Genomic DNA, 21546 nt, shown 5'->3' with positions numbered 1-21546 from the left:
ATGATTTTAGATGAAAATATTTAACAAGATATTTGGTACCTACAGTGAAAGAGAAATTAAAAGAATTATGCCAATAGTTAAAAAGGTTAATTCTCTTGAGGAGATTATAGAAAAATTAAGTGATGAAGAATTGAAACAAAAAACAGAAGAATTTAAAGGTAGATTAAAAAAGGGTGAGACATTAGATGATATTCTTCCAGAAGCTTTTGCGGTAGTTAGAGAAGCATCTAAAAGAGTTCTTGGTCTTAGACATTATGATGTTCAGATTATAGGTGGAGTTGTCTTACACCAAGGTAGAGTTTCAGAGATGAGAACAGGAGAAGGTAAAACTTTAGTTGCCACTCTACCATCTTATTTAAATGCTTTAGCTGGTAAGGGTGTGCACATAATCACAGTTAATGACTATCTTGCTAAGAGAGATAGAGATGAAATGGGAAGAGTTCATGAATTTCTAGGTCTTACAGTAGGAGTTATAGTTCATGGTCAAACTCAGATAGAAAAACAACAAATGTATAATTGTGATATCACTTATGGTACTAATAATGAATTTGGATTCGACTACCTAAGGGATAACATGGTAGTTTATAAAGAAGAAAAAGTTCAAAGAGAATTAAACTATGTTATTGTGGATGAGGTTGACTCAATACTTATAGATGAGGCTAGAACTCCACTTATAATATCAGGTCAAGGAGATAAGTCTACTGATTTTTATAGAATTGCAGACTTCTTCGTTAAGGGATTATTAGAAGAAGATTATTTAATAGATGAAAAGAGAAATTCCGTTATTCTTACTGATGAAGGTATAGCAAAGGCAGAAAAGTACTTCCACTTAGAAAATTATGCAGATCCTGAAAATATGGATATTCAACACCATTTAGTTCAAGCGTTAAAAGCAAATCACATAATGAAGAATGAAAAGGACTATATAGTAAAAGATGGAGAAGTAGTTATTGTTGATGACTTTACAGGAAGACTTATGGAAGGTAGAAGATATAGTGATGGATTACATCAAGCTATTGAAGCAAAAGAGGGAGTTAAGGTTGAAAAAGAGTCTAAAACTCTTGCAACTATAACGTTCCAAAACTACTTTAGAATGTATACTAAGCTTGCAGGTATGACTGGTACTGCTGAGACTGAAGAAGCTGAATTTAGAGATATTTATGGTCTTGATGTAATAGTAATACCAACTCATATGCCGATAGCAAGAGTAGACCATCCAGATGTTGTTTATAAGACTATTAAAGGAAAATATAAGTGTTTAGTAGATGAGGTAACTGAAACTCATAAAAAAGGTCAGCCAGTTTTAGTTGGTACAGTAAGTATAGATAAGTCTGAAGTAATTTCTGCTATGCTTAAGAAAAAAGGAATACCACACCAAGTATTAAATGCTAAGTACCATGAAAGAGAAGCAGAAATTGTAGCATTAGCTGGACAAAAGGGTGCTGTAACTATTGCTACTAACATGGCTGGTAGAGGTACTGATATTAAGCTTGGAGAAGGAGTAGTAGAACTTGGAGGCTTAAAGATATTAGGTACAGAAAGACATGAATCAAGACGTATAGATAACCAATTAAGAGGACGTTCTGGTCGTCAAGGTGACCCAGGTGAATCTAGATTCTATATTTGTCTTGAAGATGATTTAATGAGAATATTTGGTTCTGAGAGACTTGGAGGTATGATTGATAAATTAGGGCTTCAAGAAGAAGATGCCATTGAGAGTAAAATGGTTAGTGGTGCTATAGAAAGTGCACAAAAAAAAAGTTGAAGGAAATAACTTTGACGTTAGAAAGAATGTTGTTAAATATGACGACGTAATGAATAAACAAAGAGAAATTATTTACAAACAAAGACAAGAAGTTCTTATGGGAGCTAATATAAAAGATCAAATACAAACAATGATACAGGATGTTATAGAAAGTTCAGTTAATACTCATATTAGTGGTGTAGATGATACTTTTGAAGATGAATTAAATAAATTAGTAAAATACATGGAAGATATATATCTACCTAAAGATACTGTTACAGTAGATGAAATTGCTAAGTTATCTAATAATGAGATTGTAGAATTATTACTAGATAAAGCAATAGAATTATATGCTGAAAAAGAAGTAGAATTTGGCGAAGAGCAAATGAGAGAAATTGAAAGAGTTATCCTACTTAAGATAGTTGATTCTAAGTGGATGGATCATATTGATAGTATGGATCACTTAAAACAAGGTATAGGACTTAGAGCATATAAGCAACAAGATCCAGCTCAAGCGTATCAAATGGAAGGTAGCGAAATGTTTGCGGAAATGATAGAAAATATTAAGCATGAAACAGTTAAGTACCTATTCCATGTTAAAGTTGAGAAGGCTCCAGAAAGAGAAAGAGTAGCTGAAATAACTTCAACTAACGAAGATAAATCTTTAAAGAAAGAGCCAGTAAAAAAACAAGCTAAACCAAATAGGAATGACCCATGTCCATGTGGATCAGGATATAAATATAAGAACTGTTGTGGAAGAGGAGAATAAAAGTGATATTACAATTAGAAGAATGCTTAAATGAAGTAAATGTCATCAGTGGAAAATTACAAGAATTGAAGGTGTCTCTTTGACATAGCAGCAGAAGAAAAGAAATTATCTGAACTTGAGTTTAAAATGCAAGAAGTGGATTTTTGGAGTGATATAAATAAGGCACAAGAAATTACTCAGAATGCTAAATCGATAAAGGATAAATTAGATAATTTTAATAATTTGGAGATTAGAACAGAGGATGTTCAAATTTTGATAGAGATGAGTTTGGAGGAGGAAGATTCCTCCTCTTACAAGGATATAAAAAGTGAATTAAAGTCCATAGGAGAAGAGATAGAAAATCTTAATATAGAAACTCTTTTAAGTGGAGAATATGATAGAAACAATGCTATACTGGAGCTTCATACAGGTGCTGGAGGCAACGATGCTCAGGACTGGACTAATATGTTATACAGAATGTATACTAGATGGTGTGAAGCCCATGGTTTTAAGGTTACAGTTTTAAACTATGTAGCAGATGATGAAGCTGGAATTAAGGCAGTTACTATTAAGGTTACTGGAGATTTTGCCTATGGATATTTAAAATCAGAAAAGGGTGTTCATAGGTTAGTTAGGATATCACCCTATAACTCTAGTGGAAAAAGGCAAACATCCTTTGCTGGATGTGAAGTTTTACCAGAGCTTACTGAAAATCAAGATATAGAAATTAGATCAGAGGATTTAAAAATAGATACCTATAGATCTAGTGGGTCAGGTGGACAGCATGTAAATACTACAGATTCTGCAGTAAGAATAACCCATATACCTACTAATATCATAGTGCAATGTCAAAATGAAAGAAGTCAGCATACTAATAAGGAGTATGCTTTAAAGATGCTGAAAGCTAAGCTTATAGACATTAAAATTCGTGAGCATAAGGATAAAATTGAGGATATAACAGGGGAAATAAAGGATAATGCATGGGGAAGTCAGATAAGATCCTATGTATTCCACCCTTATAATTTAGTTAAGGATCATAGAACTGGAGCTGAAACTTCTAATGTAGGTTCAGTAATGGATGGAAATATAGATATGTTTATAAATGAATATCTAAAACAAATAAAAGAGTAGTTTCAATGATATAATCCCACTTAAGTAGACACATGAAATAATTAAATTTCATGTAGTTACGGAGGTGGGATTTTATCACAATTAACTACTCTTTTTTGTGTTGTAATAGATAGCACTTAGAATTAGAGAAGCACCTAAGGATAGAAATAGAATTAATTCTAAATGATTATATAGTATATTACTAGAATAACTATCTTTAAATATTTGAGTTTTCATAACACTAAAGCATCTATCAATTGCTTCTTCACTAATATATTCTATTTTATCATTTGGGGTATGAATTCTAGATAAATCATAGTCACAAAGGGTTACAGCCTCAATCCCTGCATCTACAAAGGAACCATGGTCACTAGAATTCTCAAAGATGTAATTAAAATATATTTTTTTATCTTGGAATGCCTTAGTTAATTCTTCTACTATAGGAGTTTTAGCCGTATTAGTTTTACCAGCCATAATACAAAGAGGGGTACCGTCATAGCTTCCAATCATATCAAAGTTATAAACTCTACTTCCAGATATTAAGTCCCTATATTCTTCTACAAAGGCTTTAGAGCCTTTAAGTCCAAATTCTTCAGCATTAAAGGAAACAAAGATTATATCTCTATCAGGAATGCCTAAGGTTTTAATGTACTTAGCAAGCTCTAAGAGAAATGATACTCCAGAAGCATTATCCAAAGCTCCATTATAAACAGTTCCACCTAGATCAGTACCTATATGATCGAAGTGGGCACCTAGGATTAAAGGTGGAAGAGATGAATCTTTACCTTTAATTAAACCTACTATATTATTGATACTTGCTTCTTCTATAGAATAAGGGATATAGGTGTAGATTGAAAAACCTTCATTTAAATAACTTTCTATTTCGGCAAGAGTTTCCTTTGTCACTGTAATAAACAGTCCTTTATTACTCTCTTCGTAAAAAGAACTTCTAAACCCAAGAGTATTATTAGAAGAAGTATAAAATATTGCAGTCCCCATGTCATTAGAAACTGCTATTGCATCATTGTTTCTAGAAGAGACATCTAAGTTATCAAACTCTATCTCTGTATTCCTAAAGTTAAGTAAATCTTCTTTGTAATTAACACCGTATTCTAAAATCTTATGTATTTTCTTATCTTTATCAATAACTGCAATCATAGGTTCATCTGACAAACTCTTAGGGTAATTTACTTGAAAGCTTTGGTAATAGCCATTACTTAGGGGTTCTAATCCTATGTGTTCAAACTCATCCTTTATATAGGCGCCAACTAAAGCATTTTCTAAGGTTCCACTTAATCGACCTTTAAACTCATCAGAAGATAGATAATGGATAGTTTCTTTTACTTCCTTAGCATCGAAGTTTTTAGTTAGCATTAGGCTATTATAACTGATGGAAGAAAGGATTAGGGAAAAGGTTAAAAGAGAAGAAACTATAAATTTTTTCATGGCATCACCTTAAACATTACTATATTAGTATATGTATGAAAAAGTTATTTTGATTATGATAAATTTGCTAATAATGTGATAAAATTAAAGAATACTATGCTTAGAACAATCAGGAGGAGAAAAGATGTCAATTATAAACGAGAAGTTAATTAAAGAGTTTCCTATGAGCAAGTCTCAAGTGGAGGATGTAATAGAATTATTAGATGAGGGTAATACAGTGCCTTTTATAGCCAGATATAGAAAAGAAAAAACCGGTGGTCTTGATGATGTAATCTTAAGAAAATTTTCAGAAAGACTTACATATCTAAGAAATCTTCAAAATAGAAAGGAAGATGTTATTAGATTAATCGATGAGCAAGAAAAACTAACAGATGAAATTAAAATTTCTTTAGATAAAGCTGAAACTTTAACAGAAGTAGAAGATATTTATAGACCATTTAAGCCTAAAAAGAGAACAAGAGCTATAATAGCTACAGAAAAGGGATTAGTGCCATTAAGTGAGTATATCTTATCTGGAGGGGGAGAAAAATCTCCTGAGGAGTATGCTGCAGAGTTTATAGATGAAGATAAAGGCGTAACTTCTATAGATGAAGCATTACAAGGAGCTATGGATATTATCAGTGAAAAGATTAGTGATAATGCTAAGTTTAGAAAGTGGATAAGAGATTATGTGGTAAACAATGGAGTTATAGAAACTAAAGGAAGCAGTGAAGAGAGAACTCAATATGAAATGTATTATGAGTATAGTGAAAAGGTAAAATTCATACCTTCTCATAGAATTTTTGCTATAAATAGAGGAGAAAATGAAAAAGTTCTTTCAGTCAAGATTACCTGTGATGTAGAAAAAATAAAAAGCTATATAAGCAAATTTATGGTCACTGATAATATGAAGTGCAATGAGTGTATTAATACCAGTATTGATGACTCTATAAAGAGATTAATATATCCATCTATTGAAAGAGAAGTACGTAATATGCTTACAGAAAAAGGAGAAGATGGGGCTATAAAAATATTTAAAGAAAACCTTAAGGCGCTTCTTATGTCTCCACCTATAAAGGGAAAAACTGTAATGGGCTTTGATCCAGGTTTTAGAACTGGATGTAAAGTAGCAATTCTTGATGATACAGGTAAGTTTTTAGAGTATGTTACAGTTCATGCTACAGCTGCAAGTGAAGCTAAGGTTAAAGAGGCTAAAGAAATATTAAAGAAGATGATGATAAAACACAATGTAGATGTAGTTTCTCTTGGAAATGGTACTGCATGTAGAGAGTCAGAAGAGATATTAGGGGAAGTTATAGCACAGATAAAGAAAGAAACAGGTAAAGATATATATTATGTAATAGTATCTGAAGCTGGGGCCTCAGTTTATTCTGCATCAGAGCTTGCAACAAAAGAATATCCAGATTTAGATGTTACGGTAAGAGGAGCTATATCCATAGGAAGAAGGCTTCAAGATCCTCTTGCTGAGTTAGTAAAGATAGATCCTAAATCTATAGGAGTAGGTCAATATCAGCATGATGTTACTGTAAAAAGATTAGATGAATCTCTAAAAAATATAGTTGAAGATTGTGTTAACAATGTAGGAGTAGATTTAAATACAGCAACACCAGCACTTTTATCTTATATTTCTGGAATAAATTCTGGTATAGCTCAGAATATAGTTGCCTATAGAGATGAAACAGGCAAGTTTAAATCAAGAAAAGAGCTTTTAAAGGTAAAGAGGTTAGGAGCTAAGGCCTATGAGCAATGTGCAGGATTCCTGAGAGTTGATAGTAGCAAGGAACCTTTAGACGGTACATCTGTCCATCCGGAAAGCTATGAGGCTTGTAAAAAGCTTATGACTATCCTAGGATATGATGGTAAAGATTTAAGTAGTAAAAATATAGAGGGTATAGATGAAAAGGTTAAAGAGGTAGGAGTATCTAATTTAGCTAAAGAAGTAGGTATAGGGGAACCAACTCTTTTAGATATCATAAAAGAACTTAAAAAACCAGGAAGAGATCCTAGAGAAGAAATGCCAAAACCAATATTTAAAACTGGGGTTATGGAATTATCTCAGCTTAAAAAAGGAATGAAATTATTAGGAACGGTTAGAAATGTATCAGATTTTGGTGCCTTTGTAGATATTGGAGTACACCAAGATGGTCTTGTTCATAAAAGTCAATTAAGTGATAGATTTGTTAAGCATCCACTAGATGTGGTTAAGCTAGGAGATGTAGTAGAGGTTACAGTAATAGATATTGATGAGAAGAGAAATAGGATATCTTTATCAATGAAAAAAGATGTAGAGTTAAAATAAACTCTGTTTATGTGGAATAACACTTAAAAAGTAAGATATAAGTTTAAAAATATCGTTAAAAAAATATCTATTTTATCTATGAATTTTAAAAAATATATTGAAGTGTAATGATTTTAATGGTAAGATTAAAGTGTAATAAAAGTTAATAATGCACTTCAGGGCGGGGCGTAATTCCCCACCGGCGGTAAAGCCCGCGAGCCGAAAGGCTGATTCGGTGAAACTCCGAAGCCGACAGTATAGTCTGGATGAAAGAAGTAGGTATATAGTATTTTAGTGATGCTTGTTTTAGCCCTGATTTTAATCAGGGCTTTTTTAGATTTGTTATAAGTATTATATTTAACAATTAAGTTCTAATGAACAGTATTAATGAGATAGTCATTAGAGAAATAACAAATCTGAAGGCATTAGGGTACTATAAACAGAATTCTTAGCTTCTTTGAAGGTTAGGAATCGTTATCCAGAGACGTAGACACTCTTAACACCCACTTCGAAGAAGATGAGAGTATTAGAGTGGATAGTCATCGGATAAATTCACCCTATGAAGTATGCAGTAAATTTAGGGGGTATTAATAATGAACACATCTAAAAATGTAAACAGGTTAGTAAAAATCTCTTTATTGGTAGCAATAGCATTTATATTAATGTTATTTGAATTTCCAATACCAGGATTTCCACCATTTTTAAAACTTGATCTTAGTGATTTACCAGCACTTATAGGTGGATTTGCATTGGGACCAGTGGCAGGAGTAATTATAGAAGGTGGAAAAGTAATATTAAATCTAGTTTTTCATGGCACTTACACCGGTGGAGTTGGAGAATTTGCTAACTTTTTAATTGGTGGGTCTTTTGTGTTTGTAGCATCATATGTTTATCATAAAAATAAAACTAAAAAGAGTGCAATTATAGGATTAATTTTAGGAACTATAATAATGACTATAGTAGGAGCAGTATTTAATTACTTTATACTAATTCCATTATATGCTACAATAATGGGCGGCATGGCTAATGTTATAGGAGCATCAGCAGCAGGAAACTCTAATATTTCTAGCTTAACAGGAATAATTGTTCTAGGAATAACTCCTTTTAATATTATAAAAGGAGCCATAGTATCTCTTATAACCTTCGTATCTTATAAGAGAATATCACCACTACTAAATAGAGAGAATGTTTTAGCTGAACAAGCTATGAAAAAGGGTGCCTAATAAAAATGTACTAAATCATATCTTTAACAATTTAAAAAATAAGTTGAAGTTAAAATTAAAATATATAAAGAAAATTTACAAAAAGACGATAAAAGAAAAATTCTTTTATCGTCTTTTAAATTTTAATATATACCACCTATATGTTGTGGTTCCACATAATGTAGCCATCTTCTTTTGGATGTTGATAATAGTTTTTCCTTATACCTTCTACAGAAAAATGGTGTTTTTTATAAAGATTTATTGCAGCTATATTAGAGGCTCTAACCTCTAGAGTCATAGAAACAATATTTATATCCTTAGCAATTGTAATGAGGTTTTCTACTACCACATCTCCAAAATTATTTCTTCTATAGTCGGGATGAACTGCTATATTGGTTATATGACCTTCATCAAAGACAACCCACATTCCACCAAAGGCTACAACTTTATCACCTAACTTTACAACTATATAGACAGCATTTTTATTAATTAGTTCTTTTTCCATAGATAGGAGAGACCAAGGGCTTGAGAAGCTTAGGTCTGAAATTTCTTTAACTCCTAATATATTAAGGGAACTCATTCTTTCAATAGTTACATCAGTCATGATTTTTTACCTTTTCTTCATATTCACGCTCGGCTTGGCAAAGTCTAAGATATACAGGTGAACTACTAAGTACATTATCACCTTCATTGTTTATTAATCTAAGATAGCCTAAGTTGCCTATAGAAGATGCCTTTGTCACATTGATATGACTAGGTGCTATGGAAGCATTAGGTAGAGAAGTTAATATGGCATCCTTAAATTTTGATGTACCATCACCTATAAAAGTAATAGGCTCATTAAATCCTGAGCATTTATTTATTACATCTTCCATTGATAATAATTCAGGCTCACCTAAGACTACTAAATTATTATTTTCAAATTTATAGAAATTAGTATATACATTACCCCTCAACGCATCAATTATAGGACAAATAATACCTTGGATATTAAAGAGATTATTTGCAAGTCCATCTAAAGAATTTATAGACACAAAGGGTTTATTAGTTGCTTGCACAAGACCTTTTATAGTGGACATACCGATTCTAAGACCAGTAAAAGATCCAGGGCCGCTAGAAACTACAAAGCCTTCTATATCTGATATGGATAAACCACAATTTTTTAAAAGGTTATCTATCATAGGCATCATAATTACAGAGTGTTGCTTTTTATAATTTATAATAGTTTCCCCTAATATCTTATCGCTATCAATAATAGCCGCAGTTGCACATTCAGTTGCAGAATCTAAGGATAAAATCTTCATAGCTTCAACTCCTTTATATAATTATATCTATCATTAGTATAGGAAAGAGTAATCTTTCTATAGGTTTCACCTAAGTCTGGAAGTTTAGCTATGTTTATAGTTAAACTTTCTTCTGGTATTAAATCTTCGATATAGTTAGCCCATTCAATGACGCTAACTCCATTTCCAAATATATATTCATCAAAGCCGATGGCAGCAATCTCATCGGGATCATTTACTCTATACACATCAAAATGATACAATTTTAATCTACCTTCATATTCATTAACAATTGTAAAAGTAGGACTAGTTATACATTCATCTATGCCAAGACCTTTTGCAATTCCTTTGGTAAGATGAGTCTTACCAGTACCAAGATCACCTATAAGGCATAAAATATCATTTTCTTTACACATTTTTCCTAGCTGTATACCTAGGGAATCTAATTCATCAACATTACTAACTATAAATTCCATATGATTCACCTCATTAATATTTTAGCCTAAAAGAAAAAAAATGAAAAGCAAATAGTAAAATTACTTTTCATTAAATAACTGTATAATAATTAAATTAAGGTTTCTTTTCTACCCCAGATACTAAAGTATTTTTAAAATGTCTTACTGCATTACCACAAATTAAGTTCCTATTTACCATATCATCTAATATATTAAATGCTTCGTACATATACATACCTTTTCTATAGGGCCTATCAGCAGTTAAAGATTGATATATATCACATACTCCAATAATGCGGCATTCTTCACTAAGGTCCTCAGCCTTAAGTCTTCGCGGATAGCCTTTACCATTTAATTTTTCATGATGACTAGAAGCCCATAAACTAATATCAGATATGTGGTCTATTTTATCTAGAATTAATTTAGTATAGTAGGTATGAGATTTGATAATAGAATATTCTTCTTCTGTTAAAGGACCATCCTTGTCCAATATACTGATGGGAATAGCTAATTTTCCAATATCGTGAAGTAATCCTGCAATTTTCATTTTAAGACACTTTTCTTCAGTGTAGCCTAAATGCTTAGAAACATTATAAGCTAAAGTAGCAATTTCTTTAGAATGTTCTGCAGTAAAAGAACTCTTATTATCAATAATGCTTGCAAATACATCAGCAATTGCTTCAAATTCCGATAGCGAGATAAAAATATCTTTCTCCGGTATTATATTATCAAGGATGAAATTCATATTAGGTAAATTTATAAGGTTTAGCCAAAACTCTTCTTTGTCAGCTACCACGAGAAAAGCTTTTACAACCTGTGGTGAAAATAAAGTTTCATTGTGCAGTTTTACCCAATCAATAAGAATATCCTTTTGGATGTGGTAAGGTTTCGAATAATCTACCTGGATTTCAATTAAATCAGCTATTCTCAGAATTTGAGCTTCTATAGGAATTAGGGAACTTTTTAATTTTAAGCATCCACTACCATCATAATTTTCATGATGATAACGTATTATATCATATACTTGTATTAAGGATGGGATACGTTGAATCATTTCAGAGCCAGCAATGCAGTGCTTTTTTATATACCATTTTGAGGTGTGAGACTCATCAAATATATTTTGAGTTCCAATATCATGAATCATACAAGCAATATATAAATTATAGTAAGAATTTTCATCTAGTTTCATAGTTTGAGCAATTTCTAAGGCTATATATGAGGTGCATCTAGAATGATTAGAAAATTGCTTATTTGAAATATCTTTAGCATGTGTTGGGTTTATAACATCCTCAAATTTACCCCAATCATTGTCTGTAAGATCCAAGGATAATGATAGAGCAGAAACTATATTCTTTATACTAATATTCATTTTGTCCTCCAAAGCATACCATTTATCTATATAAAAAAATTTTAGCATATTTGGCAGTGAAATGGTACTAAATATTGTAAAAGTAAATTTATATTTAAGTAAACAAATCTATATATTTTACGTATTATATTTTGGATACGTAAAATAGTAATAATTGATGCAATAATCAAAATATATTTAATATATTAATAATGAAATATATTAAAATACTAACATAGTATACTAAAATAAGGTATAATATAGAATAACAAATAAGTAGAGGAGGATAAATTATGTTTGTAAATAATTTGATGTTATCTAGAGAAAAGTTAATAACTGTAACACCAAAGGTAACCATAGGAGAAGCTCTTAAGGTAATGGAAGAAAATAAGTTTTTATCCATACCAGTAGTAGAAGGAGATAAATTCTGTGGAGTAATTTCAAAAGAGCAAATATACACATACTACTATGAAAAATCTATAGAGAGACAGTGTTTACTATCAGATTTTCTAGTTGAAAATGTAATGAGAACTGATGTACCATCAATAACTCCTTTTAATGAAATTGAAGAGGCTGCACATTTCTTAGAAACTAAAAGTGTTTCCTTTGTACCAGTAATAAATAAAAATGGAGAAATGCAAGGAATAGTAACACATCACGGTATTTTTCATCAATTTACAGAATTGTTTGGATTAAATAAAGGTAAACGATTAGCTGTAATTGCTTATGACATACCTGGACAAATATCTAAACTATCAAAAATAATTACTGAAAACAAAGGGCAAATTATAAGCTTTGTAGTTGTTGATCCTAAGAGCATAACAGAAGTTAAAGAGATAGTAATAAGATTAAGCACAGACAATATGGACGAAATTCTTGAGAAGGTGAAAGAAGCTGGATTCAAGATACAGTAGCATATCGTTGGGTATGTAGGTGAACTACATACTCAACAGTACATAACTATATATTAAGAAAAGATTAATATATTTTAAATACATAATTAATATAGTAGTAATTTGAATACTTTTATAATATACTGATTTACAAACATATTTCTTAAATTTATTTCCCATATTCTATAATTATGGGGAATAAAAGTGATTATAAATTAGATTTAATAAATAATAAGATACTAAAATAAAAATTAATGGGATAAAATAAATAATGTGATAGAAGAAATATTGTATTCAAGGAGCTGATTAAAATTAGTGATGTAATAGATTTTAATGAACTGAAAAATAAGGCCACAGATAAAGATGTAGATAAGTTTGAGGATTACATATATTCTATGTATTATTCAATGGCTCAAGGAAAGCTATCTATGGCGGAAATGAGCAGAGAAATATTTAAGTATATGAAGGAAAATAATATATCTCAAGAGAAATTTATGAATATCCAGAATAAGGTTATGGAGAGGTATGGAATTTCTACTGAAGATGTAGAAAGCCAAATGAAGTCTATGGGTATAGAAAATCCTCTAAGTGGATTAGGTATTGAGTATGAAGATGCAAGAAAAATGGTTGGGTTTCAAGAAAAGTATAAAGGAAAGCTTAAAGTAAAAAGTGTAACTTCATATAGCATCAAGAATGATAAGAATGATTTAGAGTTAATGCTTCAAGATGAGAATGTTATATTAAAAAGTTTTGGGAAAATAGATTTAACTGATAATGAGTTAAATGAATTTTTATGTTCCTATAAAAAGGTAATGAATAATAAGATGCTAAATATTTCAATATGTGAGAATACTTCCACTTATTTATACTAGTATTGACTTAAGAATATGTTGAATAATTTATATAAAACCTCTTGCATTTATGTTTATTATATAATATAATAAACGAGTAACGAAGGGGTATAGCTCAATTGGTAGAGTAGCGGTCTCCAAAACCGTTGGTTCCGGGTTCAAGTCCTCGTGCCCCTGCCATAAGGAAAGCCAGTAAATTCAACGATTTGCTGGTTTTTTATTTTTCAGTAAAATTGGGTACTAACTAAGAAATGGGTACTATTTGGGTACTACTATATTAAAAAGTTAATATTAAATACTATAAATTACAACAAGAAAGCAAGGTATTTTAACCTTGCTTTTTATTTTTGATATTTTTATTAAAAAGATTTTCAAGCTTATCAGCAGCTTCAGTATCCGCCTTTTTTAAGCTATGTGAATATATGTCTGTAGTAGTTGAAGTTCTAGCATGACCTAACCTTTTACTAACTGTAGTTACATCTACACCCTGGTTAATTAGTAAGGTAGCACTTGTATGTCTTAATCCATGAAAATTAACATTATCTAATATATATTTCTTTTTATCTTCTTTAGATATGGTGTCATCACTCATAATAGCCTCGTTATGCCTTTTAATGAACTTATTGAACCATTTACTTATGGTACTTGGAAACATAGGCTTACCATCAAGCGTAGTGAATATATTTGTATATTCATCATTCCATAAGTCACCTAAATTAGCTTTTTCACAATTCTGCCAAAACTTATATTCTCTTAAAAGAGTTATAGCAGATCCAGGAAGTGAAATAATTCTATTGCTAGTTTCATTTTTAGTGGATTTAACAAAAGTACCTTTACCTTTTAAATGCTGCAATGATTTATTTATTCTTAAAAGACCAGTATCAAAGTCTACATCTTGCCATTCCAGGGCAGTTAATTCACCCATTCTCATTCCACCATAAATGGCCAATGTTATCATAGTTCTATATTTGATTGGTTCATTCTCCATAAGTTCAAGTATATATTCTGTTTGCTCTATATTAAAATGTTTAGCTTCTTTCTTTTCAACCTTTGGAGGTTTTACCCTTGAAGCTGGATTATTTAATAGGAATTGCCATTGTACTGCACAAGTAAGAATACTTGATATTAATCTATGATGATGCAGAATAGTTCTCTCTGATAACCCTCCAGGCTTTTTATCCGTACGAATACCATCTTCACGTAGATTATTATAGAACTCTGTTAAATGAGTAGGTTGAAGTTTATTAAGCTTTAGATGTCCTAAGGCTGGAATAATACGTGTATTTAATAATTCTTTATATCTATATAATGTTTTGGGTGCCAATTCGTGTTCTGCATAATCTTTTAACCATTTCTCAATAAAATCTTCAAAAGTTACCTTATCAGTATCTAAGAATAAACCTTTTTCTATTTCATTTTTAAGTAGTATCCACTGCTTATTAGCTTCTTCCATCTGCTTATCGTGTTTAACATGAGATAAATCTATTGTCTTACGTTTAACTATCTTCTTACCATTCCTATCATACCCACATGATACTGTGAGCCTATAGGAATTCTCTCCTCGTTTTTCTATAGCTGCCATATATTCACCTTCTTTTTATTCATAAGTATTTTAAGAATCAGAAACTGACTTTCCACACTTATGTGGAATATTTGTTTTTATTCATGGTGCTTGAAACTTAAGCAATGTTCTTCATAAAGAGTAGGGTTTTCGTCATTTTTGACGATTTGACGAGGTTCGTCATAATGACGAGGGTTATAGACTTATAGTCCGGAGCCTATGGGGTCGATACTACCGATACCCTTAATAATAGTAACCTCATATATAATATTATGAGAACTCAATTTTGTATTTTTAGAGTATGCTACTAACACCAAAATTGTGGTTAGTGCAAGTTTGCACTCGTTAACGTTATTGCCTGTTACCATTATCCCCATCAGGTAGTTTATAATTATTTTTTTCTAATCTGTAAAATTCAAATTCTAACAAGTTAGTTATTTTTTCATAAAGATAGCCTAATGTTTTATTGTCTAATTTTGAAACGGGATAACCATCTTCTAATAAAAATTTTATTAGACTTTCCAAAGGTTGGAGTAACTCCGAAAGATTTATGTCATTTTTATTTAGCTTGTTTTGAATGTTTTTTTCTTTATCTTCATTGTCACTATATGTGGGTATTATAGATTTCATATATAAATCTTCACAATAACATTTTATTTCATCATCTAATTCATAAATTCCAGGTAAAATCAAGTATTTATAGATGTCCTTAAAATCTTCTCGCGATATCTGAAATATGAAGTTTAGTAATCCTTTGATACAATCTACTGGTAAAGAATTAGTAATTTGGTTATGGAGATTATATAAACTATCATAATCATGAGTATATTCTTCTAAATATGCAAATACATCGTCAGCATCTTTTGGAAGAGTAGGAAGCATAAGACTAATAGCCTTGTTTAATATTTCTTTGTCGAATATTTCATCAGATAGTAAAGTTTTAGGAGATACATTTAGAAATTGAGATATTTTATTTAATGTTTCTATATTAGGAGTTCTTTTATTTAGTTCATAACTTTGTATTGTTATAGTTTTAAGACCTAATAGTTCTGCTAATTGTTTTTGAGTTAACTGATTTCTATTTCTAAATAATTTTATACGATTACCTATAGCCATTTTATCACCTCTATATAATTATAACCTATTGCATACAAACTGTATACGTGTATGCGCAAAATATTTATAAATCTATATTGACATATACATATCGTATGGTATTATATAAACATAACACATACGATATGTATGTTAAGGGGGGGTACGTGATGTTAAAGTTGGACATTTTTAAATTGAGATTATCACAAGCTAGAGCATGTTTATCTGTTGAAGAATTGGCGACGAAAGCAGAAATTGCAAGAATATCATTGTCGAGAATTTTAAATGGTGAAAGCAATGCAACGCCAAAGACTATAGGAAAACTGGCGAAGGCTTTAGATGTAGATGTAACCGAATTGCTTAAAGATGAAGAATAAACGTGATTTAAGCAAAGGAAACCAAATACACCTAAAATCATTTTAGAACGTTTCTAGCCACAAGTGAGCGAGAAATTCACATCAATTAATGACATTACACAGTAAGGACATAACAGAACATCAGAAGTTCTTAAAATTATAATAAGGAGTGATTAAGTGTTAAGAATTGAATTACCTAATGATATACAGAAGTTAGAAAAACAGATTAAAGCTTTAAAATATCAAATATCTAGAGATATAAGCTCCAAGGATAAAAATATACATGAAGCAGCTCTTAAGAAGTTATTGGAGCATAGAGAAAAATTATTGTTGAAAGGGGATTAGGTTATGGGTAGAAAGGCGTATATAAAACAAGCAGCAGAGGAGTTAGGACTTACAGAGTATCAATTAAGAAGGATGGCTAAAGAAGGGAAAGTACCTTTTCTAAAATCCGGAGTAAAGTATATCTTTGATATTGAGCTATGCGAAGAATTTCTTAGAAACCAGGCATTAGAAAATACTAGGCAACAAGAACCAGTTAAGCAGTATGGTGTATTGAGGAAGATTGGAATAAATTAATGTTTTAAATTTAGGAGGTACTACATGAGCGTTAAATTACTTAATAGATATATTCAGCTTTGTGAAGAGCTCCATTGTGAGCCTTCACTAAGGGGATTAATGTACTTTAAACAGGCTTTTAAGTTTGGAGGAATAAAGTATGAATAAAAATATTAAATTCAATAAATCCAATAAATTATATATAGATAAATATATTAAAATTGGTAAAAAAGCCAGGGGGATGAAAAAGTATATACTTGAGGATGGACGAATTGCTAATTATATTGAATTTGATAACATTGGTCTGGAGTTTATTATTAATAAAGATTACACATGCATCAGAGATATTAAAAATGAAGTTAATCTTCATGAACAATCAAGATTTGAGGATTACCAAAAGAGTGTATTTGTTTTAATGGGATATTTTCAAACTCATAAAAGTAGGTGATAGGTTGCATATTACCGAACGTGAAATAAGAGGAAAATATAGATATTCAAATCTAAGCTATGTATTTGATGTTTATATGGAATGCGAATATAGAGCAAACCTTACCCAAGAAGAATATGATGGATTATTACCTGGAGAATTTAGGTTTGATTATAAGAGTTGGGGATATAGGTTGGGTTTCACTAAAGCACAAATGGAAAGAGCTATTAAAGAACTTACAACTGAAAATATAGTAATTATTCAAGTTGAAAAAGGTAAAAAAGGTTCAAGTAGTAAGTACTTTTTAGCACGGTTTAAGGATGATTTTGAAAAGAACAATAAAAAGCATAATGAGAAGAATAATAAAAGAACAATAAACGTTGAAAATACAAGTGTTGAAGGTAATCAAGAAGAACAAAAAGAGAATAATAATAAGAATAAAAAACGGCACTCATCTAGATATAATAATCTAGATATAGAATCTAATAATATATATAGTCATTGGAATAGTAAAAAAATAATAAGACATAAAGAATTGTCGGAAGAAATGAAGAAGGCTATTAATAAAGCTCTTAAGAAATATTCAGAAGATGAAATAATACAAGCTATAAATACTTATGATGAAATATTAAAAAGTGACTTCTTTTTCAACTATAAGTGGAGTTTAACAGATTTTCTAAATAGAAAAAATGGAATAAGTACATTTACGGAAGAAGGAAGTAATAAAGCTAACTATGATACTTGGAATAGTAAACAAAATATAAATGTATCAGAGAGTAGTTATAGAATTTTTTAAATGAAAGGAGTTATAAGAGATTGAGTATTGAAACACTAAGTAATATACAAAATGAGCAAAGCATTTTAACAAGTGCATTTACTAAAGAAGGATTAATGCTATTAAAAGATTTAAAGGTTAGACCTAATGAGTTCTATAGTAGTAATCACCAGGTATTATATAAAGCTATATTAGAAACGTATAGTGAAACTGATAATATAGATCCTATATTAGTATTGGAACATTGCAAGAAAAATAAAATTTTAAATGCAGTAGGTGGTACAAGCTATATAACAGAAATAGCCACAAACTTTACTAATAACATAGCATTAAATAACTATGTTGATATATTAAGAGAATATAAACTTAAAAGGGATATTTTAGATATATCTAAGAATATTGAAGAAAAACAAAATATTGAAGCTAACGAGCTCCTTAATGTAGTTCAAGATAAGATTTTACAAATTCAAAAAACTACTGACCATGAAGAAACACAAGAGCAGTTATGGGAAAAATATATTGAAAGTAAAGAAAAAGCATATTTAGGTGAGGTTGAAGCCTGTAATACTATTAAAACAGGTCTTATCAAATTAGATAATCATATACAAGGGTTTTCATCAGCTGAACTTATAACAATATTCGCCTTTAGTGGAGTAGGTAAAACTGCAGTAGCTGGGCAAATAGCTTTAAATATGGCTAGAGCAAAGAAGAATATAATGTATTTTAGCTTAGAAATGACATATAACCAAATGGTTGATAGGTTAGTATCTAATATTACTAAAATGGACCATAAGAAGGTTAAGTATATAAAGAGAGGTAAAGTATCTGAAAGTGAATTTGAAGCTATAGTTAATAAATCAGCAGCTATTAATAATTATATTAAAATTTATAATACTAGGTATTTAAATGATGTTATTTCTAAAATTCAAGTTGAGAAGATAAAGGGCAATGTAGATATAGTATTTATAGACTATATAGGACTTATTGAAGGTGTAAAGGCACAAGATGAACGTATGAAGGTTACAGAAGTAACAAGAAGGTTAAAGGGATTAGCTAATAGCTTGAATATTCCTATAGTGATTTTGGCACAAGCAACGCAAGAAGCAGCAAGAAAAAATGAAAATAAGAATTATGAAATTTATGAAAAACTTAGTGATACTGATATTGCAGAGAGTGCTAGTGTATTTAGAGATAGTGATACAGTATTAGGAATTTATAGAAATACTCTTCTTGATGATCCTGGAGTAAATCCGGATAAAAAGAACTATAATTCTGATGATGCCACAGTTAATCCGGAAAGAATAAATATTATGGTCAAGAAGTGTAGAAACTCAACAAAGAAAACTCTTTCGTTTAGATGGATAGGTGAAAATTTCAGAATTGAAAATATATTTAATTAGGAGTTGATATCCATAGAAAAGCAGCAGCCTAAAGTTATAATTATTGTCTTAAGAGTTAAGGATAAGTACCAGGTATGTGAAGATAAAAAGCTTAAAAGGTATATAGGCAAGAAGATGGCCGGAGATATTAAATGATTAAATTAAAAAAGGTGCTGAATACGGGAAAATATTCAGCACCAGCAAGTAAAGATGTCCTATATTGCCTATAAAAAGAATATCTCAAAATCTAACAAAAATCAAGTAGTGAAGGGGATTTTATATTATGAAACATGAAGAAATTAAAAAGTTAATTAGGAATGTTATAGATAATGAATTTCAACATATCCAAGAATATGAGGAAAGAAATTTTGTTGATACAAACAAGGAACAGACAGAACTTGCTGAAGAATCAGAAAGGCTATTTAAACAGTTATTTGAGAGTATGCCTAAAGAGTATCAGAACTTACTAGAAGATTATAATAGTGCAGTATTACATGAGCTGGTTAATATGTGTAGGTTTTATTTTAAAGAAGGTGTTAGAGCTGGTACTACTAACCTAGAGTTTTTAAAAGATACTGAAATTATGGAATACATTTAAGGAGGATTTACTATGAATAAAGAAGATATGAAACAGGTTAAAAAAGAAAAGTTTTCATTAGAAGAGTTACAAATTGAGTCTATAACAATAGATGATGTGTCTATATGGGTTAATCCTAAGTTTCTTTGTAAATATAAAGTGGGGGATGTAGCTAATGATTAAGATTAAACTAAGTTATAAAAAGGAAGAGGACAAGCTAAGGATCCTTAAGCAGTTATCCAGTGGAAGTAGAATAAAAAAGGTTAGTAATCCTCATAAAACAGGTGAATTTTATAGGATATATGTAGAATTAGAATGAAATTTATAGGGTGTGTCAATCTTGGTACACCCTTCAATTTTAATCAATATGTGGTTACGAAGTTATAAATCAAAGTAGCTACAAGAAAGGAAAATATATGTATTGTGTAATTCAAGAGATAGAATTAAAGAAAGAAAATCAATACGGAAGATATAAGGAACTTAAAGTATATGAAAGTAGATTTACAATGTATAATGAAGAACATGTAAAGTATGGCTATGATTATACTGGAGGAAGATTTGAAAGACCTATGAAGAAAGCTTATAAAATAAGCATACATCACAGTTTTAGAGAAGAAGGGAAAGTTAAAAAGAAACAGTGGGTAATATGTACAATGAAGTATTATGATATAGCTCAAGGTACTACATATATAGGAGATTACTTTATATCTTCAAAGTGGGAAGAAAAGCTTAAATCTATAGGAGTATCAGAAGATGAATTATATGATTTGGTATATAAGAAACTAGATCCTTTAATTGAACGTATACAAAATGAGTTCCAGAAGACAGAAGAGTATAAGACACACCAAGAGCATGAAGCTATTATAAACAAGTACCTTAAGGTTAAGGAGGCCTTTGAGTCAGTATATGGAGATAATACCTATGATTATTGTTATGATGTATTTGGACAAGTTAGAAATGAGAAAAAGCTTCAAGAGATAAAGGAGCAGTACAAACAACAAAAAGAATATCAACGTAGTTACTATGAAAACTCTAAAAGCAACTACAATAATTATAATTTTGGTAGTTACTTTGAAAATAATACGAGTACCTACACAGAGGAAGAAAAATCATATTTAAAGAAAATATATAAAGCTGCAGCTATGAAACTTCATCCGGATACTACTAAAGATAATGGAGAGAGTATGAAATTTCTAAATAAACTTAAAGATGAATGGGGAATATGATATCATATGTAGGTACTAAGTAATATTATGTAGTAACCACGTTAAAGTATTGGTAACACTATATTTTAAGCTGGTTTCATGGTATAATATAAACATAAAGATAAATATAAGAAATACCCTCACTTGATAAGTGGGAAGGCATAAAAGCCATGGTTAATATTTTGGAAATCCTAAATAGGATAACTAATTTATTAGTCATGGCTTTTTTATTTTGAATGAAAGGAGGATTATCAC

General features: G+C 30.3%; 23 protein-coding genes, 1 tRNA gene, 1 pseudogene and 1 riboswitch. Of the genes and pseudogenes, 18 read left to right on the top strand and 7 right to left on the bottom strand.

The genetic code is table 11. The annotated features are described in order from the left end of the window. Nucleotides 1-10: 10 nt before the first annotated feature. Together secA and prfB are read left to right on the top strand one after the other, a co-directional pair. A pseudogene (gene secA / locus IO99_RS02415) lies at nucleotides 11-2513 on the top strand (preprotein translocase subunit SecA). 2 nt (nucleotides 2514-2515) lie between these two features. After that, nucleotides 2516-3623, top strand: a protein-coding gene (gene prfB, locus IO99_RS02410) for a peptide chain release factor 2 (protein WP_156964270.1) whose coding sequence is annotated in 2 segments (ribosomal slippage) — nucleotides 2516-2593 and nucleotides 2595-3623 — 1107 coding nt in all. Because the reading frame shifts where the segments join, the coding sequence is not laid out codon by codon here. Between the two features lie 81 nt (nucleotides 3624-3704). On the opposite strand, the gene IO99_RS02405 is transcribed toward prfB, so the two are convergent. Beyond that, a complete protein-coding gene (locus IO99_RS02405) occupies nucleotides 3705-5048 on the bottom strand; it encodes a M28 family metallopeptidase (RefSeq protein ID WP_035129765.1) in 1344 nt (447 codons plus the stop codon). A gap of 124 nt (nucleotides 5049-5172) precedes the next feature. Here IO99_RS02405 and IO99_RS02400 point away from each other — a divergent pair, with 124 nt between their 5' ends. Next, the gene (locus IO99_RS02400; RefSeq protein WP_035129752.1) at nucleotides 5173-7347 is read left to right on the top strand and encodes a Tex family protein; all 2175 of its coding nucleotides are present in this window, start codon (nucleotides 5173-5175) and stop codon (nucleotides 7345-7347) included. Between the two features lie 147 nt (nucleotides 7348-7494). Beyond that, a riboswitch (FMN riboswitch) is annotated at nucleotides 7495-7608 on the top strand. Between the two features lie 311 nt (nucleotides 7609-7919). Continuing rightward, entirely contained in the window at nucleotides 7920-8549 is a 630-nt protein-coding gene (locus tag IO99_RS02395) for an ECF transporter S component (RefSeq protein WP_035129749.1), read from the top strand. A 136-nt stretch (nucleotides 8550-8685) separates the two neighbouring features. Here IO99_RS02395 and rimI read toward each other — a convergent pair whose 3' ends face one another. From rimI to IO99_RS02375, 4 genes are all read right to left on the bottom strand, one after another. Then, complete coding sequence (rimI, locus tag IO99_RS02390; RefSeq protein WP_035129746.1) at nucleotides 8686-9132, bottom strand: ribosomal protein S18-alanine N-acetyltransferase; 447 nt, start codon at nucleotides 9130-9132, stop codon at nucleotides 8686-8688. Beyond that, complete coding sequence (gene tsaB / locus IO99_RS02385; protein ID WP_035129743.1) at nucleotides 9125-9832, bottom strand: tRNA (adenosine(37)-N6)-threonylcarbamoyltransferase complex dimerization subunit type 1 TsaB; 708 nt, start codon at nucleotides 9830-9832, stop codon at nucleotides 9125-9127. Before tsaB ends, rimI begins: the two co-directional genes overlap by 8 nt. Next, entirely contained in the window at nucleotides 9829-10287 is a 459-nt protein-coding gene (gene tsaE, locus IO99_RS02380; RefSeq protein WP_035129742.1) for a tRNA (adenosine(37)-N6)-threonylcarbamoyltransferase complex ATPase subunit type 1 TsaE, read from the bottom strand. The genes tsaB and tsaE overlap by 4 nt, the downstream gene beginning before the upstream one ends. Before the next feature lie 94 nt (nucleotides 10288-10381). Then, a complete protein-coding gene (locus IO99_RS02375; protein WP_035129739.1) occupies nucleotides 10382-11635 on the bottom strand; it encodes an HD domain-containing phosphohydrolase in 1254 nt (417 codons plus the stop codon). Nucleotides 11636-11907: 272 nt separating this feature from the next. Between IO99_RS02375 and IO99_RS02370 the strand changes: the two genes are divergently transcribed. The 3 genes from IO99_RS02370 to IO99_RS02360 all read left to right on the top strand — a co-directional run bounded on the left by IO99_RS02370 (nucleotide 11908) and on the right by IO99_RS02360 (nucleotide 13538). Continuing rightward, a complete protein-coding gene (locus tag IO99_RS02370; protein WP_035129736.1) occupies nucleotides 11908-12528 on the top strand; it encodes a CBS domain-containing protein in 621 nt (206 codons plus the stop codon). 290 nt (nucleotides 12529-12818) lie between these two features. Continuing rightward, the gene (locus IO99_RS02365) at nucleotides 12819-13379 is read left to right on the top strand and encodes a DUF3867 domain-containing protein (RefSeq protein WP_035129734.1); all 561 of its coding nucleotides are present in this window, start codon (nucleotides 12819-12821) and stop codon (nucleotides 13377-13379) included. An 83-nt stretch (nucleotides 13380-13462) separates the two neighbouring features. Next, a tRNA-Trp gene (locus IO99_RS02360) sits at nucleotides 13463-13538 on the top strand. Between the two features lie 148 nt (nucleotides 13539-13686). Here IO99_RS02360 and IO99_RS02355 read toward each other — a convergent pair. Further along, complete coding sequence (locus IO99_RS02355; protein WP_035129732.1) at nucleotides 13687-14940, bottom strand: site-specific integrase; 1254 nt, start codon at nucleotides 14938-14940, stop codon at nucleotides 13687-13689. 330 nt (nucleotides 14941-15270) lie between these two features. After that, nucleotides 15271-16035: a helix-turn-helix domain-containing protein gene (locus tag IO99_RS18235; RefSeq protein ID WP_051823855.1), complete on the bottom strand. Its 765-nt coding sequence runs from the start codon at nucleotides 16033-16035 to the stop codon at nucleotides 15271-15273. A gap of 149 nt (nucleotides 16036-16184) precedes the next feature. Here IO99_RS18235 and IO99_RS02345 point away from each other — a divergent pair, with 149 nt between their 5' ends. From IO99_RS02345 to IO99_RS02315, 11 genes are all read left to right on the top strand, one after another. After that, on the top strand, nucleotides 16185-16391 hold the full coding sequence (locus IO99_RS02345) for a helix-turn-helix domain-containing protein (RefSeq protein WP_035129731.1): 207 nt from the start codon (nucleotides 16185-16187) through the stop codon (nucleotides 16389-16391). Between the two features lie 156 nt (nucleotides 16392-16547). Beyond that, entirely contained in the window at nucleotides 16548-16715 is a 168-nt protein-coding gene (locus IO99_RS19250) for a hypothetical protein (RefSeq protein ID WP_198028544.1), read from the top strand. 3 nt (nucleotides 16716-16718) lie between these two features. Next, entirely contained in the window at nucleotides 16719-16949 is a 231-nt protein-coding gene (locus IO99_RS02340) for a helix-turn-helix domain-containing protein (protein ID WP_035129729.1), read from the top strand. Between the two features lie 24 nt (nucleotides 16950-16973). Then, nucleotides 16974-17096, top strand: coding sequence for a hypothetical protein (locus tag IO99_RS19580; RefSeq protein ID WP_278245218.1), 123 nt, complete (start codon nucleotides 16974-16976; stop codon nucleotides 17094-17096). Next, nucleotides 17089-17376: a hypothetical protein gene (locus tag IO99_RS02335; protein ID WP_035129727.1), complete on the top strand. Its 288-nt coding sequence runs from the start codon at nucleotides 17089-17091 to the stop codon at nucleotides 17374-17376. Before IO99_RS19580 ends, IO99_RS02335 begins: the two co-directional genes overlap by 8 nt. A gap of 4 nt (nucleotides 17377-17380) precedes the next feature. Then, nucleotides 17381-18151 (top strand): hypothetical protein, encoded by a 771-nt coding sequence (locus IO99_RS02330; protein ID WP_035129726.1) that lies wholly within the window; start codon nucleotides 17381-17383, stop codon nucleotides 18149-18151. A gap of 20 nt (nucleotides 18152-18171) precedes the next feature. Further along, on the top strand, nucleotides 18172-19530 hold the full coding sequence (locus IO99_RS02325) for a replicative DNA helicase (protein ID WP_035129724.1): 1359 nt from the start codon (nucleotides 18172-18174) through the stop codon (nucleotides 19528-19530). Between the two features lie 262 nt (nucleotides 19531-19792). Continuing rightward, nucleotides 19793-20107 carry a hypothetical protein gene (locus IO99_RS02320; RefSeq protein WP_035129723.1) on the top strand — a complete coding sequence of 105 codons (315 nt, stop codon included), beginning with the start codon at nucleotides 19793-19795 and terminating at the stop codon, nucleotides 20105-20107. 12 nt (nucleotides 20108-20119) lie between these two features. Then, nucleotides 20120-20269, top strand: a complete 150-nt coding sequence (locus IO99_RS18935) for a hypothetical protein (protein ID WP_156964269.1) — start codon at nucleotides 20120-20122, stop codon at nucleotides 20267-20269. Next, nucleotides 20262-20405, top strand: coding sequence for a hypothetical protein (locus IO99_RS18930; protein ID WP_156964268.1), 144 nt, complete (start codon nucleotides 20262-20264; stop codon nucleotides 20403-20405). The genes IO99_RS18935 and IO99_RS18930 overlap by 8 nt, the downstream gene beginning before the upstream one ends. Nucleotides 20406-20502: 97 nt before the next feature. After that, the gene (locus IO99_RS02315; protein WP_035129720.1) at nucleotides 20503-21312 is read left to right on the top strand and encodes a hypothetical protein; all 810 of its coding nucleotides are present in this window, start codon (nucleotides 20503-20505) and stop codon (nucleotides 21310-21312) included. Nucleotides 21313-21546 lie beyond the last annotated feature (234 nt).

It is taken from the genome of Clostridium sulfidigenes, from assembly GCF_000732635.1.
GTDB classification, from domain to species: domain Bacteria; phylum Bacillota; class Clostridia; order Clostridiales; family Clostridiaceae; genus Clostridium_J; species Clostridium_J sulfidigenes.
This window is presented reverse-complemented; position numbering and strand designations above follow the sequence as displayed.

Excerpts from the sequence above, each read along its gene's own strand:
- IO99_RS02405 (WP_035129765.1), bottom strand. The coding sequence starts at position 5,048 with ATGAAAAAATTTATAGTTTCTTCTCTTTTAACCTTTTCCCTAATCCTT.
- IO99_RS02400 (WP_035129752.1), top strand. The coding sequence starts at position 5,173 with ATGTCAATTATAAACGAGAAGTTAATTAAAGAGTTTCCTATGAGCAAG.
- IO99_RS02395 (WP_035129749.1), top strand. The coding sequence starts at position 7,920 with ATGAACACATCTAAAAATGTAAACAGGTTAGTAAAAATCTCTTTATTG.
- rimI (WP_035129746.1), bottom strand. The coding sequence starts at position 9,132 with ATGACTGATGTAACTATTGAAAGAATGAGTTCCCTTAATATATTAGGA.
- tsaB (WP_035129743.1), bottom strand. The coding sequence starts at position 9,832 with ATGAAGATTTTATCCTTAGATTCTGCAACTGAATGTGCAACTGCGGCT.
- tsaE (WP_035129742.1), bottom strand. The coding sequence starts at position 10,287 with ATGGAATTTATAGTTAGTAATGTTGATGAATTAGATTCCCTAGGTATA.
- IO99_RS02375 (WP_035129739.1), bottom strand. The coding sequence starts at position 11,635 with ATGAATATTAGTATAAAGAATATAGTTTCTGCTCTATCATTATCCTTG.
- IO99_RS02370 (WP_035129736.1), top strand. The coding sequence starts at position 11,908 with ATGTTTGTAAATAATTTGATGTTATCTAGAGAAAAGTTAATAACTGTA.
- IO99_RS02355 (WP_035129732.1), bottom strand. The coding sequence starts at position 14,940 with ATGGCAGCTATAGAAAAACGAGGAGAGAATTCCTATAGGCTCACAGTA.
- IO99_RS18235 (WP_051823855.1), bottom strand. The coding sequence starts at position 16,035 with ATGGCTATAGGTAATCGTATAAAATTATTTAGAAATAGAAATCAGTTA.
- IO99_RS02345 (WP_035129731.1), top strand. The coding sequence starts at position 16,185 with ATGTTAAAGTTGGACATTTTTAAATTGAGATTATCACAAGCTAGAGCA.
- IO99_RS02340 (WP_035129729.1), top strand. The coding sequence starts at position 16,719 with ATGGGTAGAAAGGCGTATATAAAACAAGCAGCAGAGGAGTTAGGACTT.
- IO99_RS19580 (WP_278245218.1), top strand. The coding sequence starts at position 16,974 with ATGAGCGTTAAATTACTTAATAGATATATTCAGCTTTGTGAAGAGCTC.
- IO99_RS02335 (WP_035129727.1), top strand. The coding sequence starts at position 17,089 with ATGAATAAAAATATTAAATTCAATAAATCCAATAAATTATATATAGAT.
- IO99_RS02320 (WP_035129723.1), top strand. The coding sequence starts at position 19,793 with ATGAAACATGAAGAAATTAAAAAGTTAATTAGGAATGTTATAGATAAT.
- IO99_RS18935 (WP_156964269.1), top strand. The coding sequence starts at position 20,120 with ATGAATAAAGAAGATATGAAACAGGTTAAAAAAGAAAAGTTTTCATTA.
- IO99_RS18930 (WP_156964268.1), top strand. The coding sequence starts at position 20,262 with ATGATTAAGATTAAACTAAGTTATAAAAAGGAAGAGGACAAGCTAAGG.
- IO99_RS02315 (WP_035129720.1), top strand. The coding sequence starts at position 20,503 with ATGTATTGTGTAATTCAAGAGATAGAATTAAAGAAAGAAAATCAATAC.